At 60.7% G+C, this 19345-nt stretch carries 21 protein-coding genes; 14 read left to right on the top strand and 7 right to left on the bottom strand.

Annotation, left to right across the window (positions count from 1 at the left end):
* The first annotated feature begins 99 nt into the window (after window positions 1–99).
* From GWQ27_RS10525 to serA, 3 genes are all read left to right on the top strand, one after another.
* A complete protein-coding gene (locus GWQ27_RS10525) occupies window positions 100–708 on the top strand; it encodes a 5-formyltetrahydrofolate cyclo-ligase (RefSeq protein ID WP_275907303.1) in 609 nt (202 codons plus the stop codon).
* 255 nt (window positions 709–963) lie between these two features.
* Window positions 964–1617: a ribose-5-phosphate isomerase RpiA gene (rpiA, locus tag GWQ27_RS10520; protein ID WP_111587643.1), complete on the top strand. Its 654-nt coding sequence runs from the start codon at window positions 964–966 to the stop codon at window positions 1615–1617.
* Window positions 1618–1845: 228 nt separating this feature from the next.
* Window positions 1846–3078: a phosphoglycerate dehydrogenase gene (serA, locus tag GWQ27_RS10515; RefSeq protein WP_099992663.1), complete on the top strand. Its 1233-nt coding sequence runs from the start codon at window positions 1846–1848 to the stop codon at window positions 3076–3078.
* Between the two features lie 242 nt (window positions 3079–3320).
* Here the strand turns inward: serA and GWQ27_RS10510 are convergent, their stop codons facing one another.
* Window positions 3321–3701, bottom strand: coding sequence for a diacylglycerol kinase (locus tag GWQ27_RS10510; RefSeq protein WP_005314618.1), 381 nt, complete (start codon window positions 3699–3701; stop codon window positions 3321–3323).
* 154 nt (window positions 3702–3855) lie between these two features.
* On the opposite strand from GWQ27_RS10510, the gene GWQ27_RS10505 reads away from it, so the two are divergent.
* Window positions 3856–4917, top strand: a complete 1062-nt coding sequence (locus GWQ27_RS10505) for a 3-deoxy-7-phosphoheptulonate synthase (RefSeq protein WP_275907302.1) — start codon at window positions 3856–3858, stop codon at window positions 4915–4917.
* Between the two features lie 116 nt (window positions 4918–5033).
* Here the strand turns inward: GWQ27_RS10505 and GWQ27_RS10500 are convergent, their stop codons facing one another.
* The 3 genes from GWQ27_RS10500 to GWQ27_RS10490 form a co-directional block, all read right to left on the bottom strand.
* Window positions 5034–5843, bottom strand: coding sequence for an ATP-binding cassette domain-containing protein (locus tag GWQ27_RS10500; protein WP_275907321.1), 810 nt, complete (start codon window positions 5841–5843; stop codon window positions 5034–5036).
* Window positions 5844–5902: 59 nt separating this feature from the next.
* On the bottom strand, window positions 5903–6910 hold the full coding sequence (gene btuC / locus GWQ27_RS10495; RefSeq protein WP_275907301.1) for a vitamin B12 ABC transporter permease BtuC: 1008 nt from the start codon (window positions 6908–6910) through the stop codon (window positions 5903–5905).
* Between the two features lie 103 nt (window positions 6911–7013).
* Window positions 7014–7745: a transporter substrate-binding domain-containing protein gene (locus GWQ27_RS10490; protein ID WP_265433875.1), complete on the bottom strand. Its 732-nt coding sequence runs from the start codon at window positions 7743–7745 to the stop codon at window positions 7014–7016.
* A gap of 111 nt (window positions 7746–7856) precedes the next feature.
* Between GWQ27_RS10490 and GWQ27_RS10485 the strand changes: the two genes are divergently transcribed.
* The 4 genes from GWQ27_RS10485 (at window position 7857) to GWQ27_RS10470 (ending at window position 11582) form a co-directional block, all read left to right on the top strand.
* Complete coding sequence (locus tag GWQ27_RS10485; RefSeq protein ID WP_005314602.1) at window positions 7857–8213, top strand: DMT family protein; 357 nt, start codon at window positions 7857–7859, stop codon at window positions 8211–8213.
* Between the two features lie 59 nt (window positions 8214–8272).
* Window positions 8273–9412, top strand: coding sequence for a type IVa pilus ATPase TapW (tapW, locus tag GWQ27_RS10480; protein ID WP_275907300.1), 1140 nt, complete (start codon window positions 8273–8275; stop codon window positions 9410–9412).
* A gap of 272 nt (window positions 9413–9684) precedes the next feature.
* A complete protein-coding gene (gene glgC, locus GWQ27_RS10475; RefSeq protein ID WP_017412109.1) occupies window positions 9685–10956 on the top strand; it encodes a glucose-1-phosphate adenylyltransferase in 1272 nt (423 codons plus the stop codon).
* Between the two features lie 146 nt (window positions 10957–11102).
* Window positions 11103–11582 carry a WbuC family cupin fold metalloprotein gene (locus tag GWQ27_RS10470; protein WP_275907299.1) on the top strand — a complete coding sequence of 160 codons (480 nt, stop codon included), beginning with the start codon at window positions 11103–11105 and terminating at the stop codon, window positions 11580–11582.
* 114 nt (window positions 11583–11696) lie between these two features.
* On the opposite strand, the gene GWQ27_RS10465 is transcribed toward GWQ27_RS10470, so the two are convergent.
* From GWQ27_RS10465 to GWQ27_RS10455, 3 genes are read right to left on the bottom strand one after another with little or no spacing between them, the layout of a single operon-like run.
* The gene (locus GWQ27_RS10465; protein WP_021140137.1) at window positions 11697–11939 is read right to left on the bottom strand and encodes a FeoC-like transcriptional regulator; all 243 of its coding nucleotides are present in this window, start codon (window positions 11937–11939) and stop codon (window positions 11697–11699) included.
* Window positions 11936–14206, bottom strand: a complete 2271-nt coding sequence (feoB, locus tag GWQ27_RS10460; RefSeq protein ID WP_275907298.1) for a Fe(2+) transporter permease subunit FeoB — start codon at window positions 14204–14206, stop codon at window positions 11936–11938. The genes GWQ27_RS10465 and feoB overlap by 4 nt, the downstream gene beginning before the upstream one ends.
* Window positions 14203–14430: a FeoA family protein gene (locus tag GWQ27_RS10455; RefSeq protein ID WP_005314583.1), complete on the bottom strand. Its 228-nt coding sequence runs from the start codon at window positions 14428–14430 to the stop codon at window positions 14203–14205. The genes feoB and GWQ27_RS10455 overlap by 4 nt, the downstream gene beginning before the upstream one ends.
* A 119-nt stretch (window positions 14431–14549) precedes the next feature.
* Between GWQ27_RS10455 and GWQ27_RS10450 the strand changes: the two genes are divergently transcribed.
* The 6 genes from GWQ27_RS10450 (at window position 14550) to GWQ27_RS10425 (ending at window position 19236) form a co-directional block, all read left to right on the top strand.
* Complete coding sequence (locus GWQ27_RS10450; RefSeq protein WP_005314581.1) at window positions 14550–14879, top strand: translation initiation factor; 330 nt, start codon at window positions 14550–14552, stop codon at window positions 14877–14879.
* A 244-nt stretch (window positions 14880–15123) separates the two neighbouring features.
* Window positions 15124–15681 (top strand): TMEM165/GDT1 family protein, encoded by a 558-nt coding sequence (locus tag GWQ27_RS10445; protein ID WP_234595776.1) that lies wholly within the window; start codon window positions 15124–15126, stop codon window positions 15679–15681.
* A 252-nt stretch (window positions 15682–15933) separates the two neighbouring features.
* Entirely contained in the window at window positions 15934–16872 is a 939-nt protein-coding gene (locus tag GWQ27_RS10440) for a DUF2157 domain-containing protein (RefSeq protein ID WP_275907297.1), read from the top strand.
* Between the two features lie 36 nt (window positions 16873–16908).
* Window positions 16909–17916, top strand: coding sequence for a DUF4401 domain-containing protein (locus GWQ27_RS10435; protein WP_234577584.1), 1008 nt, complete (start codon window positions 16909–16911; stop codon window positions 17914–17916).
* Window positions 17913–18416, top strand: coding sequence for a GDYXXLXY domain-containing protein (locus tag GWQ27_RS10430; RefSeq protein ID WP_275907296.1), 504 nt, complete (start codon window positions 17913–17915; stop codon window positions 18414–18416). Before GWQ27_RS10435 ends, GWQ27_RS10430 begins: the two co-directional genes overlap by 4 nt.
* A 73-nt stretch (window positions 18417–18489) precedes the next feature.
* A complete protein-coding gene (locus tag GWQ27_RS10425) occupies window positions 18490–19236 on the top strand; it encodes a transporter substrate-binding domain-containing protein (RefSeq protein ID WP_275907295.1) in 747 nt (248 codons plus the stop codon).
* Window positions 19237–19345 lie beyond the last annotated feature (109 nt).

Genomic DNA, 19345 nt, shown 5'->3' with positions numbered 1-19345 from the left:
GGTTTGTCGCTCTGTTCATCCCTCGCAAGCCTTGTTAAGGTAACCGGGCCTTTGCGGCCAACTCCCTGCTCAACCCAGGTGCACAATACAGGAGCCCCCATGCCGGATACCCAACCCGAGCAAGCCCATGAGCGGCAAACCCTGCGCCAGCTCATTCGTCTGCGCAGAAAAAGCCTGAACCAGGCCGAGCAGCAGGAGGCAGCCCAGCAGCTGGTTGCCCAGTTCAAGCAGCACAGCGAGATCCTGGCCGCCAGACGCATTGCCCTCTACCTGGCCAACGATGGCGAACTCAACCCCCTGCCCGCCATCCACTGGCTCTGGGCCCAGCAAAAAGAGGTCTATCTGCCGGTGCTGCACCCCTTCACCCCGGGTCACCTGCTCTTCTTGCGCTACACAGCCACCAGCCCCATGACCCGCAATCGCTACGGCATCGCCGAGCCTGAGCTGGATATGTCCCAGGTGGTGCCTCATAGCACCCTGGACCTTATCTGTACCCCGCTGGTGGCATTCGATGCCGAGGGCAACCGGCTCGGTATGGGGGGCGGCTATTACGATCGCACCCTCGCCTGCTGGCACGAACACAGGCTGGGCCCCAAGCCGCTGGGTCTCGCCCATGACTGCCAACAGGTGGATGCAGTGCCACAGGAGCAGTGGGACGTGCCGCTACCGCAGATCATCACCCCGAGCCGCTGCTGGCAATTTGCATGACCGCACAGGCAGTCGGCCTGTGCCGACTGCCGTGACCGCCCCCGTTGGCTGTGCTGCCGTCTCTGTTTTTTTGCCATCCCCCCCTCTCAGTACCCCCCCCTTTTCGTGCCCGCCACGCCAGATGCCATCCAGAAGGCTCAATAAACAGGCAAACGATTTACATCTTGGTTTTTTTGGACCGGAACGTGAGCTGGGTGGTCGCTCTGGGGGGGATGCTTGGATATAATGCGCCCGCTTTTTCCCAGAGGATCGATCATGACTCAAGATGAAATGAAGAAGGCGGCTGGTTGGGCTGCGCTCAAATACGTGGTGCCCGGTACCATAGTCGGGGTAGGCACAGGCTCTACCGTCAACCACTTTATCGATGCGCTGGCGACCATGAAGGACCAGATTGAAGGGGCAGTATCCAGCTCAATCGCCTCCACCGAGCGCCTCAAAGCCTTGGGTATCAATGTCTATGACCTCAACGATATCGATGCCCTCTCCGTCTACGTGGATGGCGCCGACGAGATCAATGCCACCCGCGACATGATCAAGGGCGGTGGCGCGGCCCTGACCCGCGAGAAGATAGTGGCAGCCGTGGCTGACAAGTTCATCTGCATCATCGACAACACCAAAACCGTGGACGTGCTGGGCCAGTTCCCGCTGCCGGTAGAGGTGATCCCCATGGCCCGTGAATACGTGGCCCGCGAGATCCGCAAATTGGGTGGCAACCCCGAGTGGCGCAAAGGTGTGGTCACCGACAACGGCAACATCATACTGGATGTCAAGGGCATGGCCATCAAGGATGCCAAGGCGCTGGAAGTACAGCTCAATGGCATAGTGGGCGTGGTCACCAACGGCCTGTTTGCCCACCGTGGCGCGGACGTGGTACTGATCGGCACACCTGACGGGGTCATCACCCAATAAGGCCACCTCGGCAACATCATTGCTCTGCAAATCGACGACGGCGCCTGATGGCGCCGTTTTCATTTATCACTCAATGAGTTGCAAACTGTGGTTTACAACTATCGTTGAAAACTTCAAAGAATTTGACTTTCGTCACAAATATTCCCTCTCACAATCGTTTTTGCTACTTTACGGTTTTCTTCACAGACCATATCTGCACTCATTCTTTGCATACATAGAGGGATCGTCATGACTGCCAAGTTTTCGCTGGACAAGGATAAGATCAAGGTACTGCTGCTGGAGGGAGTGCATCCCAACACGGTAGAGACCTTTCGTGCCGCAGGTTATACCAGCGTGGAGTACCTCAAGACCTCCCTGTCGGAAGAGGATCTGATCGAGCGCATTCGTGATGTGCATTTCGTGGGCCTGCGCTCGCGCACCCAGCTCACCGAGAAGGTGCTGGATGCCGCAAGCAAGCTGGTCGCCATCGGCTGCTTCTGCATCGGCACCAACCAGGTTGATCTCGACGCCGCCCACCTGCGTGGCATCCCCGTCTTCAACGCCCCCTTTTCCAATACCCGTTCCGTTGCAGAGCTGGTGCTGGGCGAGATACTGCTGCTGCTGCGCGGCATCCCGGAGAAAAACGCCAAGTGCCATCGCGGCGTGTGGGAAAAACTGGCCAATCGCTCGGTGGAAGCCCGTGGCAAGAAGCTCGGCATCATAGGCTACGGCCATATCGGTACCCAGCTTGGCATCATAGCCGAGAGCATCGGCATGAAGGTCTACTACTACGACATCGAGAACAAGCTCTCCCTGGGCAACGCCATCCAGGTTCCGAGCATGGTCGAACTGCTCAACATGTCCGATGTCATCAGCCTGCACGTGCCGGAGACCGCCTCCACCAAGAACATGATCGGCGCCGAGCAGCTGCGCATGATGAAACCGGGCGCCATCTTCATCAACGCCGCCCGCGGTACCGTGGTGGATATCGATGCCCTGGCCGACGTCATCAAGAGCGGTCATGTCTCCGGTGCCGCCATCGACGTCTTCCCGGTTGAGCCCAAGTCCAACGACGAAGAGTTCCTGAGCCCGCTGCGCGGGTTGGACAACGTGATCCTCACCCCCCATATCGGTGGCACCACTCAGGAAGCCCAGGAGAACATTGGTCTGGAAGTGGCCAACAAGCTGGTCAAGTATTCTGACAACGGCTCCACCCTCTCCGCCGTCAACTTCCCGGAAGTGTCGCTGCCGGGGCACAAGGGCTCCAGCCGCCTGCTGCACATTCACCGCAACCAGCCGGGTGTGATGAACAAGATCAACCAGATCTTCGCCGAAGAGGGGATCAACATCGCCGGTCAGTACCTGCAAACCAGCAGCCATATCGGTTATGTGGTGATCGACGTGGAGACAGAGCACAGCGAGAAGGCGCTCTCCAAGCTCAAGGAGATCAACGGCACCATACGTGCGCGGATCCTGCATTGAGCCGTCGGGTTATGCCGTCAAGCGACTAATCCAACTGACAAAATGCAATAAACAAGAAACCCGCCGAATGGCGGGTTTCTTTATGGCCGGGTACTGTGGTTCAGTGACCAAAGAGCGTCGGGTCGATTGGCACAGCGTGATCGGACGCCCCTGTCTCTTAGCCACGAGAAAGGTTGCTCTCGCAACCTACCACCAGCCCAGCTGGGTTATGCCCCGCCGGGCTTTTCTTGGTACCGAAAATGCTACCACCAGCCGAGCAGGTTGCGTCCCACCAGAGCCCCCCACACCAGGGCGTTGAGCGCCAGGGCGATAAAGACGGCGGCGGAGCCAAGATCCTTGGCGCGGCCCGACAGCTCGTGATGCTCCGAGCCCACCCTGTCTACCACTGCCTCTATGGCGGAGTTGAGTACCTCGACGATCACCACCAGCCAGCTGATGGCAACCAGCAGCAGGATCTGGTTGAGGGAATCTCCGAGCCAGAAGGCCAACGGCATCAGCAGCAGGATCAACATCAGCTCCTGCCTAAAGGCCGCCTCGTTGACCCAGGCTGACTTGAGCCCCTTCATGCTGTAACCGGTTGCGTTGATGATGCGGGTAACCCCGGTTGCTCCTGGCTTTGCCACGCTATCTACCTCATTTGGCGTCGTTTTAGGGTTCACATCCTATCAGAGCCCCTCGAGGTTTCCATCAGGGGCATTTTGCTTTATTTTATCCCCTTGCAATTTCGGCACGCGGTCAACGCTACAGCCCACGCCACCCACTCGAGAATTGAGTCGTATGTCCATTCACACCGATGAATTGCGCACCCGTCGCCTGGAGTCCCTGATCACTCCAAGCGAGCTCGCGCACGCCTTCCCGTTAAACGACACCGTTGCCCAGAACCTGCTGGATGCCCGCCGCGAAGTGGAAGCCATTCTGGCCGGTGAGGATCAGCGCCTGCTGGTCATCGTCGGCCCCTGCTCCATCCATGATCCGGCCGCCGCCCACGAGTATGCCCGTCGCCTCAACGCCCTGCGCGAGCAGTACAAAGAGAGCCTCTGCATCGTGATGCGCACCTACTTCGAGAAGCCGCGCACTATCGTCGGCTGGAAGGGACTCATCAATGATCCGCGCCTCGATGGCAGCTTCGATGTCAACGAAGGGCTGAAACTGGCCCGCAAGCTCTTGGTCGACATCAACGAGATCGGCATGCCCACCGCCACCGAGTTTCTCGATATGGTGACCGGTCAGTACATCAGCGATCTCATCACCTGGGGTGCCATAGGCGCCCGCACCACCGAATCCCAGGTACACCGCGAGATGGCCTCCGCCCTCTCCTGTCCGGTCGGCTTCAAGAACGGTACCGACGGCAACACCCGCATCGCCATCGATGCGGTGCGCGCCGCCCGCCACAGCCACATCTTCTATTCCCCGGACAAGGACGGCAAGATGACCATCTACCGTACCGCCGGCAACTCCTATGGCCACGTGATCTTGCGTGGCGGCCACAGACCCAACTACGATACCGCCAGCATCGACGAGGCGTGTGAAGCCCTGGCCGACGTGGGCCTGCCAGAGCGCCTGGTGGTGGATTTCAGCCACGGCAACAGCATGAAGGATCACCGCCGTCAGCTGCTGGTGGCCCAGGACATCTGCGATCAACTGCGCCGCGGCCGTACCGGCATCGCCGGCATCATGGCCGAGAGCTTCCTGGTGGAAGGTCGTCAGGATGTGGAGAACGGCTGCACTGCCACCTTCGGCCAGAGCATCACGGATGCCTGCCTGTCGTGGAGCGACACCGAAACCCTGCTGGCCATGCTGGCCGAGGCCGCCCAGGTACGCCTGAGCAAACAGGCTTGAACTGCGAATAAAACCAAAGGGGCCGGTATTGTTGATACCGGCCCCTTCTTCTTGCAGTCGGTCGATTACGCTTCGCTAATCGACCCTACACGCGCACTCTTTCCTCTATACCCCGCTTACAAGCTGGGCATAAACCAGACCCGACCGGCCGCCTCAATGCGGTCGGTCTTGATCTGGAACACCCGCTCCAGCAAGGCTTCGTCGATGACATCGACGCCCCCCTCGCTCACCACGCGCCCCTGTTGCAGACAGAGGATCCGATCCGCCCAGTCGATGGCCAGATTGATGTCGTGGATGGCGAGCACCACCAGCAGCCCCTGCCGTGTCAACGATTTCAGCAGCCGCAACAGCGCCAGCTGATGGTGCAGATCCAGCCCCGCCAGCGGTTCGTCCAGCAGCAAGACTCGCCCCGCCGGATTGAGGCCGGGCCACACCTGCAGCAGGGTACGGGCGATCAGCACCCGCTGTTGCTCCCCGCCGGAGAGGCGACTGAAGTCCCGCGCCAATAGTGAGCTCAGCTCAAGTGCATCGCACAGGGCGTCGATGGCATCGCTCTGGGCCTGCTTCACATCGCCCGGTTGCCTGGCCTGCACCCGCTCATCCAGCCCTATGGCCAACACCTGAAACACAGGAATATGAAACAGCTGGGGCTGGCGCTGGGGCAGCATGGCGCGGCGCTGGGCCAGCTCCGGCCAGCTCAGCTCGCGGATCGCCACCCCGCCAAGCCGCACTGTGCCCGCGGCGGGCAAAATACCGGCCAGGGCGCCAAGCAGGGTGGATTTGCCGCTGCCGTTGGGACCGAGCAGGGCCACCAGCTGACCCCCCTGCCAATCGAGATCCAGCGCAGCCAGTCGCTCCGGGATCGCAAGGGCCCGCGCCTCAATCAGGGAGGCTGACTCAAGCGAAGAGGGATCAGCGGGCAGCATCGGCATCTTGCCTCAACAGCGAGTAGACAACTTGAGCATGTCGGCATTCGGGCCGGTATTTATGCGGTAGCATTGGCATCTTGCCTCAGCAGCAGATAGATGAAGAGCGGGGCGCCGACCGAGGCGGTGATGACACCGATGGGCAGCTCACCGGCGCTTAATGCAGAGCGTGCAACCAGATCGGCCCCCAGCAGCAGGGCGCCGCCCCCCAGCGCAGAGGCGGGCAACAGGAAGCGTTGATCGCTGCCGCCACACAGACGCAGCAGATGAGGCACCACCAGCCCGACAAAGCCGATGACACCACATAGCGACACGGCAATGCCGGTGAGCAGACAGACCGCCAGCACCAGTCGCACCCGCATCCTGTCCACGTCCAGTCCCATCAGACGGGCCTGGGTCTCCCCCAGCAGCAGTTGCTGCAAGGCCCTGCCCTGCCAGCAAAGCCAGCCGAGCGTCAGCGGCAGCACCAGCCACCACCAGGCCAGTTGCTGGCTGCCATAGGAGAGGCTGCCCATCATCCAGAACATGTATTCGCGCAGAGAGCCGTCATCGGCAAAGTACATCAGCCAGGTCATGACCGCATTGGTGAGGATGCCGATGGCGACCCCGAACAGCAGCAGACGGGTATGGCCGAGCCTGGCCCGTCGCGCCAGCCGAATGAGCAGCATGGTCACCGCCAGGGCGCCACCAAACGCTGCCAGCGACAAGCCCCAGCCTGGCAGATAGATACCGAGGGACTTGGCCACGGCCATCGCCACCATGGCGGCGAGGCCAGCGCCGCTCGACACGCCAAGCAGGCCGGGTTCGGCCACCGGGTTGTGCAGCATCACCTGCAGCACGGCGCCGCCGCAGGCGAGCGCCGCCCCCGCCAGCAGGGCCAGCAAGGCACGGGGCAACCGCAATTCCAGCAGGATGCGTTGTTCAAGATCGCCCATGGGCTGCCAGGGCAGCAGCATGAATTCGCCCCAGATAAGGGAGAAGAAAAAGAGCAGCAGGGTCAGCAGCGTCAGGCAAAACAACCAGCCCCGCTGCCAGCGTCGCTGGCGGGCGAGCAAAGAGAGATACACAGAAGCTCCCCGAACGTGTACAAGGCCCGGCGCCGATGCTGTATTGACCAGCCCGGCGCACAAGGATGAAAAGCGCATGATAACAGTGCGTTACCACCCAAGGTCAAGGCTGGTAAGGTTTGGCAAGGGCACCTATCTCGCCGCTCGCCACCATCTCCTGCAACGCCAGCGCCAGCGGCTGCCGCAGGGCGTGGTGAGGGGAGCGCTTGCTCATGCCCAGATAGAGTATGACCGGCTTGGGTGGCAGATAGGCCGCCTTGATGAGCCCGGCCTCATTGTGCTGGCTCAGGGCATAATCCACCTGGCAATCCGTGCCTATCATCAGCGATAAATGGCCCCGCTGCACCATGCGCAGCAGTTGATCCTCGGTGGGTACGCCGTGCTTGTCGAGCCGGGTATCCGAATCAAACGGCTCGAAGTAGGCGGAGTTGAGCACATGACCGACCTTGCGCCCCTGCAGATCGGCATAGGTGTTAAGGGATGACACCACTGCCGGTTTGCCATAAAAAGACGTGTGGCACTGGTAGTAGGCGGGTTGCAGATAATCGATGAACTGTGCCCTGTCCGGCGTCATCGCCACCCCCATCATGAGGTCAACCTGACCGGTCTGCATCTGCTTGAGGGCCCGTCCCCAGGGAACCCGCTTCACCTCGAACTGTATGCCGCTACGGCTCTGCAGCCGCTGCAGAATATCCATGTCCAACCCGCGAAACTGCCCATCCGGCTGCAAGACGCGAAACGGTGGCCAGACATCGGTGGCCACAGTCAGGGTTGGGGCACCCTGTGCCTGGCAGGCCAGCAGCAGGCCAAACACACCCCAGCCTCTCTTCCCCATCCCCTGATCCCTGTGTCACCTACCCTTGATGGGTTAAAAATACCCTGCCGTGCCACTTATGGAAACCCGGGGTTCAGGGATAAAATGCGCCGGACTTTCAAGGAGAACCCAATGAACCCGATTTTCGCCAGTATCGGTCTGCTCTTGTGCAGCAACGTCTTCATGACGTTCGCCTGGTATGCCCACCTCAAGAGCATGAACCACAAACCCTGGATCATCGCCGCCCTGGTGAGCTGGGGTATAGCCCTGTTCGAATACCTGTTGCAGGTCCCCGCCAACCGTATCGGCCATACAGTGATGAGTGTTGGCCAGCTCAAGATACTGCAAGAGGTGATCACCCTTACCGTGTTTGTCCCCTTCTCGGTCTTCTATCTGAAAGAGGATCTGAAGTGGGATTACCTCTGGGCCGGCCTTTGCATCATGGGCGCGGTGTTTTTTGTGTTTCGCGAGAAACTCACCGGTGCCTGAGGCTGTACACTCAATAACATCCCAAGTAACGGCATCTCCTTGATAGACGAGGCAAAACCATGGAATTGCGAGACATGCTACAGATCCTGGCCAAGCAGGACGGCTCAGACCTCTATCTGTCGACCGGCGCCCCTCCCTGTGCCAAGTTCAACGGTGGGCTGCGCCCCCTGTCCGAGACGTCGCTCGAACCGGGTGAAGTAGCCAAGATCGCCGCCGACATCATGGATGGCGAGCAGAAGCAGCAGTTCGAGCGGGAGCTGGAGATGAACCTCGCCATCTCCCTGCCCCAGATAGGCCGTTTTCGGATCAACATCTTCAAGCAACGCAACGAAGTCTCCCTGGTGGCCCGCAACATCAAGACAGAGATACCCCACTTCGAGGATCTCAAACTGCCGCCCGTGCTGCTCGACACCATCATGGAGAAACGGGGTCTGGTGCTGTTTGTGGGCGGAACAGGCTCGGGCAAATCCACGTCGCTGGCGGCCCTCATCGACCATCGCAACCGCAACAGCGGCGGCCACATCATCACCATCGAGGATCCGGTGGAGTTCGTCCATCGTCACCGCAAGAGCATCATCAACCAGCGAGAGGTAGGGGTAGATACCCGCAGCTTCCACGCCGCGCTCAAGAACACCCTGCGCCAGGCACCGGATGTGATCCTCATCGGTGAAATTCGCGATCGCGAGACCATGGAGCACGCCCTTGCCTTCTCCGAGACCGGGCATCTGGCCATCTCCACCCTGCACGCCAACAACGCCAACCAGGCGCTGGATCGCATCATCAACTTCTTCCCGGAAGAGCGCCGGCCACAGTTGCTCAACGATCTTGGCAACAACCTCAAGGCATTTGTCTCCCAGCGACTGGTGAAAACCACAGACGGTGGCCGCCGGGCGGCGGTGGAGATCATGCTGGGCACCCACACCATCCGCGACATGATCAAACGCGGTGAATTTGGCAGCCTGAAAGAGGTGATGGAGAAATCCAGAGCGCTCGGCATGGTCACCTTCGACAGCGCCCTGTTCGATCTGGTGGTGGAAGGGGTGATAGAGGAGGAAGAAGCGGTGAAAAACGCCGACTCGGCCAACAACCTGCGCCTCAAGATCAAGTTGTGGAAAGAGAAGGGCCAGATCGCCAGCAGTGCGGATGCCACCGGCTGGAGTCTGGAGCCCACCAAGGATGAAAGTAACGATCCCTTCTAGTCCGCCCCCTGTCCCCTCCCCCTTGAACCGTCATCCGCCATGGCAGATGACGGTTCAAAAAAACGCCAGCCACCAATCCTTGTCTTAGCCCCCGCCTCTTCTCGCCATGTTGCTATCTGGTTAACACCCGTCCCCGGCCATGGCGTTTGCTCACATAAATGACAAAAAAATCAATGTGAGCCCCCTGCTTGCAAAAAATGTCGTTGAAAGCCCTTTCATACAGGCCTCAAAGGAGGCAGTATCAAGAGATTCTATCAACAAAGGGGTATTCAATGTTGTTACAACCTGCCAATACAGCAAAATCCAGACAATTGCTGAACGAGACCATGGCCTTGGTTCTCGCAGGAGGGCGGGGCAGTCGCCTCAAGCAGTTGACGGACAACAGGGCGAAACCGGCAGTTCATTTTGGCGGTAAATTCCGCATCATCGACTTCGTACTCTCCAATTGCATCAACTCGGGGATCCGTCGGGTCGGCGTGGTCACCCAATACAAATCCCACAGCCTGCTGCGCCATCTGCAATCGGGCTGGTCATTCCTGCGCTACCAGATGAACGAATTCATCGACCTGCTGCCTGCCCAACAAAGGGTGGACGAGGTCAACTGGTATCGCGGCACCGCCGATGCCGTGTATCAGAATCTGGATATCATTCGCGATCACGCCCCCAAATACGTGGTGGTGCTGGCGGGGGATCACATCTACAAGATGGATTACGCCGCCATGCTGCTCGATCACGTCAACATGGGGGCCAAGGTCACAGTGGCCTGCATCGAGGTGCCGCGCATAGAGGCAAGCGCCTTTGGGGTGATGGCGGTGGATGGGGATCGCAAGATCAACGCCTTCGTCGAGAAACCGGCCAATCCGCCCGCCATGCCAGGCAAGGCCGACATGGCGCTGGCCTCAATGGGGGTCTACATCTTCGAAGCCGAATATCTCTACCAGTTGCTGGAAGAGGATCTGGCCAACCAGGATTCCCACCACGATTTCGGCATGGACGTGATCCCGCGGGTGGTCAAGGAGGGATCCGCCTACGCCCATCCGTTCAGCATGTCCTGCGTCGGCTGCTGCCCGCAAAAACGCCCCTACTGGCGTGATGTGGGGACTGTGGATTCGTTCTGGGAAGCGAACATGGATCTCGCCTCCGTCACTCCCGAGCTCGATATCTATGATCAGGAGTGGCCCATCTGGACCAGCCAGACCATGACCCCCCCCGCCAAGTTCGTTCAGGACAGAAACGGCCAGCACGGCATGACCATCAACTCCATGTTCTCCGGTGGCACCATCGTCAGCGGCTCCTTCATCGTGAGTTCGGTGCTGTTCACCAATGTGCGCGTGCACTCCTTCTGCACCCTGGATCAGGCGGTGATCTTCCCCGGGGTCGAGATAGGTGCCGGTTGTCGCCTGCGCCGTGTGGTGGTCGACAAGGGCTGCATACTGCCCGAAGGGCTGGTGGTGGGGGAAAACGCCTGTGAAGATGCCCGCCGCTTCCACCGATCCGAGCAGGGCATAGTGCTGGTCACCAAAGAGATGCTGGCCAAGCTGTAAGCGAGTTGGTACACAGCAGCCACTGAACAAGGGGGCCCGACCGGCTCCCTTGTTTACATTTGCTTACGGCTCGTCCCTTGCCTGTCAGCCCCTCGGGCATGCTACTCTGCCGACGCTCCTGCCTTTGCCTTATGATGGAACTGCACATGAAAAAACTGGACGTCGCACGCCTTGCCAGTCTCGCCACCGAGGCCGCCCACTCCCCGCGCAAGCGCATGAATCACAATCTGCACGACCAGCTGGCCGACCCCATCCAGCGCCTCGCCATCGCCATGGAGCCGGGCACCTATATCCGCCCCCATCGCCATCTGCAAACCTGGGAGCTGCTCACCGCCCTGTGCGGGCGCTTCGTGGCGCTCAACTTTGACGATGAAGGCACAGTGGTTGCTCGTGGCGTACTGGGGGAAGAGACCTCGGTACTGGAGACCCCGGTCGCCACCTGGCATGCGGTGCTCTCCCTCGATCTTGGCGCCGTCATCTTCGAGGTGAAGCACGGCCCCTACGCACCGTTCAGGGAGGAAGACTTTGCCCCCTGGTCACCGGCCCTGGATGACATCGAGGGCCAGCAGGCCCTGATGGCCTGGTATCGCCACGCCGACGTGGGCCAGCGCTGGCCCGGGCGTTAACGCCCGAGCCTAATTTTGAGAACACAGCCTAGGCGGCCAGCCGCAGAAACAACAAGACCCGCCGATGGCGGGTCTTGTTTATTGCATTATGGGGTGAGGGATCCGACAAGCGCGCTAGCGCTTTTGTACCAAACCAATCTGGCCGGGCTCACACCACTCGAACATCACCTCCTGGCTCTTGCCGCAGCAGCTGCCACCGCACACCTGGGTCTCCCGCTTGGCGACCCGGCCCTTGCGCATCCAGACACCGAGCATGGCCTCCACCGCATCTTCCGAGGTATGGAAGTGGCGCGCCAGATCCCGCCGACTCACTTTGCGCTGCACGGCGAGATAGTCCCCCAGCTCTCGCAGTATCATAAGGCCACCACCTTGCGGGCGACTATGTCACCGTGACGGCGGCCCAGCCACCAGAGCAGCAGCAGGGAGAGGCCATAGCTGCCAATCCAGAACAGGCTCTGCTCGGGGTGAGCGGCAAAGGTGGCCGCCTGATAGAAGACGGTGGCACACAGGAAGGCGGTGTAGTTGCACCAGGCGGCGGTCAGCAGCGCCCACTGGCGACCGGTTTCCCGCACCAGCGCGCCCATGGCGGCGGCGCAAGGCATGTAGAGCAGCACAAACAACAGGTAGGCAAAGGCACCGGCCGCGCCGTCGAAGTGAGTCTGCATGTTGCCATAGGTGGACACGTCCACTTCCTGAGCTTGGGCGGCGGCTTGTCTGTCATCGAGCTCACCGACGGAGATCCCCATGGGATCGCTCGGGTTGATCTCCGCCAGATTGGCGGCAACGGCGGCGATGGCCTCGTGGAAGCTGGCAACGAGGGAGTATTCACTCTCCTCCTCATCACCGGCACTGCCGGCATAGAGGCTGTTGAGGGTACCGACCACCGCCTCTTTGGCGAAGATGCCGGTCACTATGCCGACCGTGGCCTGCCAGTTGTCATCGCGCACACCTATGGGGTGCAGCACAGGGGTGACCGCCTGACTGACCTTGCTCAGCACCGAGCTCTCCTGATCCTGGTGACCAAAGCTGCCATCTGTCCCCAGCGAGTTGAGAACGCTCAGCACGGCAACCACCAGCACTATGGTTTTACCGGCACCAAACACGAAGGATTTGAGTTTCTGCCAGGTCTTGATCCCCACGTTGATGGGGCGCGGCCACTCGTAATCGGGCATCTCCATCAGCATGGAGTCACTCTTGCCCGGCAGCAGTGTGTTGCGCAGCAAGAGGCCGGTGAGCACTGCCACCAGAATGCCGACGAGATAGAGACCGAACACCAGGTTCTGACCCGATTCGGGGAAGAAGGCCACCGCGAACAGGGCATAGACCGGCAGACGGGCACCGCACGACATGAAGGGCGCCATGGCCGAGGTCATCAGCCGCTCGCGCTCCGAGTTCAGGGTGCGAGTCGCCATCACGGAGGGAACCGTACAGCCAAAGCCCATCAGCATGGGCACGAACGCCTTGCCCGGCAAGCCGAGGCGGCGCATCAGGGCATCCACCACGAAGGCAGCCCGCGCCAGATAGCCTGAGCTCTCCAGCACAGCCAGGAACAGGTAGAGACAGCCGATCACGGGGATAAAGGTAGCGACCGTCTGCAAACCGACCCCGAAGCCGCCCGCCAGTATGGCGCCAACCCACTCGGGGGCATTGACCAGCCCCAGCAGGTGATGCACCCCGTCCACAAACAGGGCGCCGCCCATGATGTCGAAGAAGTCGATGAAGGCGCTGCCCACATTGATGGCAAACAGGAACATCAGGTACATCATCAGCAGGAAGAAGGGGATGCCCACCCAGCGATTGAGCAGCACCCGATCCAGCCATTCACTCTGGGCAACGGTGAGTTTGCCCTTTTGCTGGCACGCCTGGCTGGTCCACCGATGAATGTGGCCATAGCGGATATCCGCCAGTTGCAGATCTATGTCCTGAGCATGGTGCGCACGGGCAACCACATTGGTAGCGGCAGCCTGTTGCCCTGCCTGCAGGGTTTCCTGCATCGCCTCATCCTCTTCCAGCAGGCGCAAGGCGCGGCCACGGGCGGTGAGGTGATGGGGGGCGAGCAGTGTCTCCAGCTCCGCCAAGTCTTTCTCAAGAGTGCTGCCGTAATCGAGCATCAGCGCCGGCTGGGGCTTGCCGATAAACTGCTGGATCTGGTGCTTGAAGGCGGCGACCTGCTGGCGATTGTGGGCCGACAGGGGCACCACAGGGCAACCGAGCGCCTTGGCGAGCAGAGCTTCATCTATGGTCACCCGTCGCTTTTGCAGGATATCCATCTTGTTGAGCACCACTACCATGGGCAGCCCCAGCTCGCGCAGTTGCAGCGTGAGGTAGAGAGAGCGTTCCAGGTTGGCGGCATCGATGACGTTGAGCAGCAGGTCCGGCTGCTGACCCTGCACGAAGCGGCTGGCGATCTGCTCGTCCAGGCTCCCTTCCTGATTGGCCAGGCTATAGATACCGGGCAGGTCCATCAGCTTGTAGTCATGTCCCTGGGCAGAAAACTCGCCCATCTTCTTGTCGACGGTCACGCCACTCCAGTTGCCCACCTGCTGGCGGGCACCGGTCAGGGCGTTGAACAGTGAGGTCTTGCCGCTATTGGGATTGCCGACGGTTACGAGGGAGTAGTTCATACCAGTTCAACCTCGATTTGCAGGGCAAGGCTTTTTTGCATGGAGAGACAGATCCCCTGGCACTGGATCTGGAGCGGGTCACCCAGCGGGGCCGCGCGCAGGAAGAGAACTTCGGTCTGTGGCAGCAGGCCCATCACCATCAGTTTGCGCCGCAATGTACGTTCAAGATGGTTCATGTGCTTGATGCGAGCACTCTGTCCCGGTGACAACTGCGCGAGTACCATGACTGACTCCTGAAGTTAAACAATAATAATTCGCTTTTACTCGGGGCATTATAATCCGTGTTTCCCGCGCTGATTTGAGTAAAATCAAACTCCGCTTAGCTAACTCACAAATAACTGCCATGAGTCACGACAACAACAGCCACCTGGTTTACAGCACGGATGGCGGCATGATCAAGGAACAAACCCAGCCCCAATCCGCCTCCCCTTTTCCGCAGGATGGTACTGTGCGCATCCGGCGCGAGACCAAAGGGCGCAAGGGCGCTGGCGTCATCACCATCCACGGTGTACCGGCGGAACAGCAGAAAACCATCGCCACCCTGCTCAAGAAGAAATGCGGCACCGGCGGCGGTTTGAAAGAGGGGATCATCGAGATCCAGGGGGATAAACGGGACCTGATCAAGACCGAGCTGGAGAAGGCCGGTTTCAGCGTCAAGCTGGTCGGTGGTTGAGTCGCTTGTCTCGCGGATGGTTTTTCCCTAGAATGCCCGCTCCCATCGAGGGGGAGTAGTCTCGCAGTCCGACCCCAAACCGGTTTGCGACCCTGATCAACATGCTTGGTGCCAACTCACCATGGTCAGGGTGATCCATCTAATACGTGGATTTGACAAGACCTTTGACGGGCCAGTGCCAATACCGGGGACGGATGGCGCAGGCTTGTCTCAGGTATAACAATTCCGTCCCCCGGTCATTTTTATGGAAGCCTTGTTAACCTCAACCCTGAGCGTGGCTATCGCCGAGATCGGCGACAAGACCCAGCTGCTGGCGTTGCTGCTCATCTGCCGTTTTCGCAAGCCCTGGCCCATCATAGCCGGCATGCTGGCGGCGACCCTGCTCAACCACGCCGGCGCCGCCTGGCTTGGCGAGCTGATCAGCCGCTGGCTGGACCCCAAAGTGATGACCTATCTGGTCGCAGGCTCCTTCATTGCGATGGCGGCCTGGATCCTGGTACCTGACAAGCTGGATGACGAAGAGAGTCCGCTCGACAAGTACGGCCCCTTCATGGCCACCTTCGTGCTGTTCTTCATCGCCGAGATCGGTGACAAGACCCAGATAGCCACTGTGCTGCTGGCGGCCAAGTATGACTCGCTGACGCAAGTCATCGCCGGTACCACCCTCGGCATGATGCTGGCCAACGTGCCCGTGGTACTGCTCGGCAAGCTGGGCGCCGACAAGCTGCCGCTCAAGGGGATCCGCATCGCCTGCGCCATCCTGTTTGCAGGGCTGGGGGTGAGTACTCTCATCTTCGCCTGACAAACCGCCGACATGACCAGAAGGCGGCGAGGCAAGCGTGAGCACTTGCCTACCCCGCTCCCATGCCGGCATCGATGTCGTGCCATCACAAGCCAGCCCCGCCTCTATTCAACCAGGCGGGGCTTTTTGTTACCTGACATTTATTACCTGCCATCATACGGATACGCAGCCTGCTGTCGCCCACGCACAGACAGGGAGTGTCCCGCAGTGCCAAGACAGTGGCATAATGCGGCAAACCTCATGGAGCATCCCATGCACTTCACCTCAAGACAGACGCTGCTCGACTGGGTCAGACGCGGACGCCTCGCCCAGACTCACCTGCCCGCCGCCCTCGCCCTGTGCGACTTGCCCCCTGCCAGTGCCCGCTGGCAATGGTTGTTTGACCGCCTGCTGCTCTGGCTCGGCAGCCTCTGCCTCGGCGCCGGTCTGGTGTTCTTCGTCGCCTTCAACTGGCAGGAGCTGGGCCGCGTCTCTCGCCTCGCCTTGCTGGAGCTGCCCCTGCTCGCCATGCTGGTGCTGCTGTGGCGAAAACCCATGACAGACACACCCCGCCAGGCACTGCTGCTGGCCATGGCCCTCAATATTGGCGCCCTGCTGGCCCTGGTGGGTCAGACCTACCAGACAGGTGCCGATCCCTGGCAGTTGTTCGCCACCTGGGCCCTGATGCTGCTGCCGCTGGCGGCGCTCGGCCAGAGCCCCCTGCTGTGGACCACGAGTTGGCTGCTCGGTCAGCTGGCGCTGATGCTCTACTGGCGACTCGGCCTGTTCAGCTTCTTTTTTGGCTTCGATGAAGAGGGGCTGGGCTGGTGTCTGACCCTGCTCAACGCCGCCTTGTGGGGCGCCCTCTTGCTGGCCCCCTCCCGCTTCAAGCTGATGCCCGCCTGGCTACCCGGGCTCGCCGCGGGATTGGGTGTCACACTGCTGACCCTGCTGGCACTGTTTGATGCCGCCTCCCCCTGGGTATGGCCCGCCTGGCTGGGCTGGCTCGTCGCCGCCTACGCCCTCTGGCACCACAAATTTATCGCCGGGCTCGCCATGGGGTGCCTGAGCCTCATCGCCGTTATCCTGACAGCCCTTGGCAAGTGGATGGATCCCGACGTGGACGGCTTCCTGCTGCTGAGCCTGATCGCCATCGGCCTCTCGGTCGCCGCCAGCCGCTGGCTGCAACAACAACGGAGGTCCCATGTATAAGCAAGGTATCTGGCAAGCCCGCCAAAAGGAGGCAACATGGCTGATCTGACCCCCTGGCAACGGCTGCAACAGGCTGATCTGGTGGAAGGGGAAGCCCCCCGTGATACCCAACCTCACTGGTCCAGCCGCTTTCTGCTCGGCATGGTGGGCTGGGTTGCCGCTCTCTTCCTGCTGTTTTTCCTGTTCATGTCCTTTTCACAGCTCACCCGGGATGCCAACAGCGCCCTCATGATGGGCGCCGTGCTGATGGCCATCGCCTTTGGCCTCAACCGCTTCGCACAGCGCAGCGATCTGTGGGATCAGTTCGTGCTGGCGCTGGCGCTGGCCGCCGATGCCTGGCTGCTCTATGGCCTCATCGATCAGATTGATCTCCACTCGGCGCCACTCTGGCTGGGGCTCGCCGCCCTTTCTCTCTTTATTGCCGCCCTGTTCGAGCACTGGCTGATCCGGCTGTTTCACAGCTTCGCCGCCGCCATACTGCTTACCCTGGGCCTTGCCTGCCTTGGCCTGCAACTGCTGGCCCTGCCGCTGGTCATGATGACGCTTGCCTTCTGCTGGCTGCAGGCAGAACGTCAACCGGCCCACCATCAGTTGTATGAATCCCTGACCCTGGGATTGGCACTCTCCCTGCTGGTGCTTGGGCGCTTGCACCATCCGCTGTGGAATGAGGGGGCCAGCATGCTCGACGAGCTTGGCCTCTCTCGCCTGCCGCTCTGGCTCAATCCCCTGCTCTGCGCGGCGCTGCTGCTCGGGGTCATGATCCGGCTCAAGCTGCCACTGCTATACGGGCTGCCACTGGTGCTGATCAGCGCTTTCATCCCCGGCATGGGGGCGGGTGCCCTGGTGCTGGTACTCGGTTTCCATGCTGGCAGCATGGGGCTGATGACGCTGGCGGGCCTGCTGCTGCTCGGCTTTGGCTCCCTCTATTACTACGATCTGGGGCTGACCCTGATGACCAAATCCTGGCTGCTGCTGGGCTCCGGCGCCCTGCTGCTCGGTGCCCGCCAGTTACTGCATGTGATCAACGCCAGGAGACCGTCATGAGACAGCTTGCCCTCTTGCTGACCGGCCTTGCCATACTGGCAGGCATCAACTTCACCGTCTGGCGTTACGAAGCCGCCATGACCAGCGGCGAGGTAGTCCTGCTCAGGCTGGCGCCGGTGGATCCCCGCTCCCTGATACAGGGGGATTACATGCGCCTCAACTACGACATCGCCCGCCAGCTGGGTACCAGCCGTTACAGCGAGCGCACCAATGGCAGCGATACCCTGGTGATCCGGCTCGATGAGCATCAGGTGGCCAACTGGGCCGCCGATGGCAAGCCGGAGCAACTGGCATCGAATGAGCGTCTGCTGCAAGTGCGCCAGAGCGACAACCAGTGGCTGATCGGGCCCGATGCCTTCTTCTTTGAAGAGGGCACGGGTGAACAGTTTGAAGTGGCGCGCTATGGGGAGTTTCGCCTGCAGGGGGATGGCAAGGCGTTGCTGGTCGGGCTGAGGGACGAGCAGTTCAAACCCGTTGGCAACCCCAGGGCCCGCTGGTAACTGCTGGCAATATCAGGCTTTTTTGCCCACACTTGCGCAAAAGGATTGCAGAAATCACGCCAAGGACGTACCCATGAGGATAAGGTTGTGCTGTTGTCTGCTGCTGATGTCGTGCCTTGGCACGGCTCATGCTGGCTTGACCAAACTGGAGTACCTGACCGAGGAGTATCCTCCCTACAATTTCAGCAATGAGGCAGGCCAGCCCACCGGGCTGGCGGTCGACCTGTTGCAACTCATCTGGCAGCGCAGCGGCACCCCCGCCCAAGCCGTTCGCATCCTGCCCTGGGCGCGGGGCTACTATCTGCTGACCCAGAAACCCAATGTGGTGCTCTTCTCCACCGCCCGCACCGAGACCCGCACTCACCTGTTCAAATGGGCCTGCCCCATCGGCTATTCCGAATACATACTGCTGGCCCACAAGCAGCGCCACATCAGCCTGAGCGCCCCCGAGCAGATGAACGACTACCGGATCAGTGCGGTACGAGCCGATGCCGCCGAGCAGTTGCTGCTCAACCGGGGCATGGATGAAACCCGCATCATACCGGCCAACCGGCTGAGCCAGGCCTTGCGGATGCTGGTGTCGGGCCGTGCCGACCTGCTGGCGACCAGCAAGCTGGCGGTTTATGACGCCATCAAGGCACTGCAGCTCAATGCCGACGACTTCACTGTGGCCTTCGTGCTGGATGCCGAAGAGCTCTGCTACGCCTTCAGCCGCCAGGTGGATGACGACTTGGTCAAACAGTTTCAGCGCGCCATGACCCAGGCACTGGCATCGCCGGAATATCAGGCGCTGCGGCAAAGATACCTGCCAGCCCCTTGAGTCTGTGCAAGGGGGAGCCCGCTTGAACCCTTGATTTAACGCCCGGTTTTATTGGCGAATTATCGCTATGTGGTAACACTTGAGGATGACAGAGCACCTCATCAGGATG

Origin of the sequence: Aeromonas sp. 5HA1 (assembly GCF_029237245.1) — a bacterium.
Lineage (GTDB): Bacteria > Pseudomonadota > Gammaproteobacteria > Enterobacterales > Aeromonadaceae > Aeromonas > Aeromonas salmonicida.
Note: the sequence above shows the minus strand (reverse complement) of the source record. Positions and strands in the feature narration are given on the sequence as shown.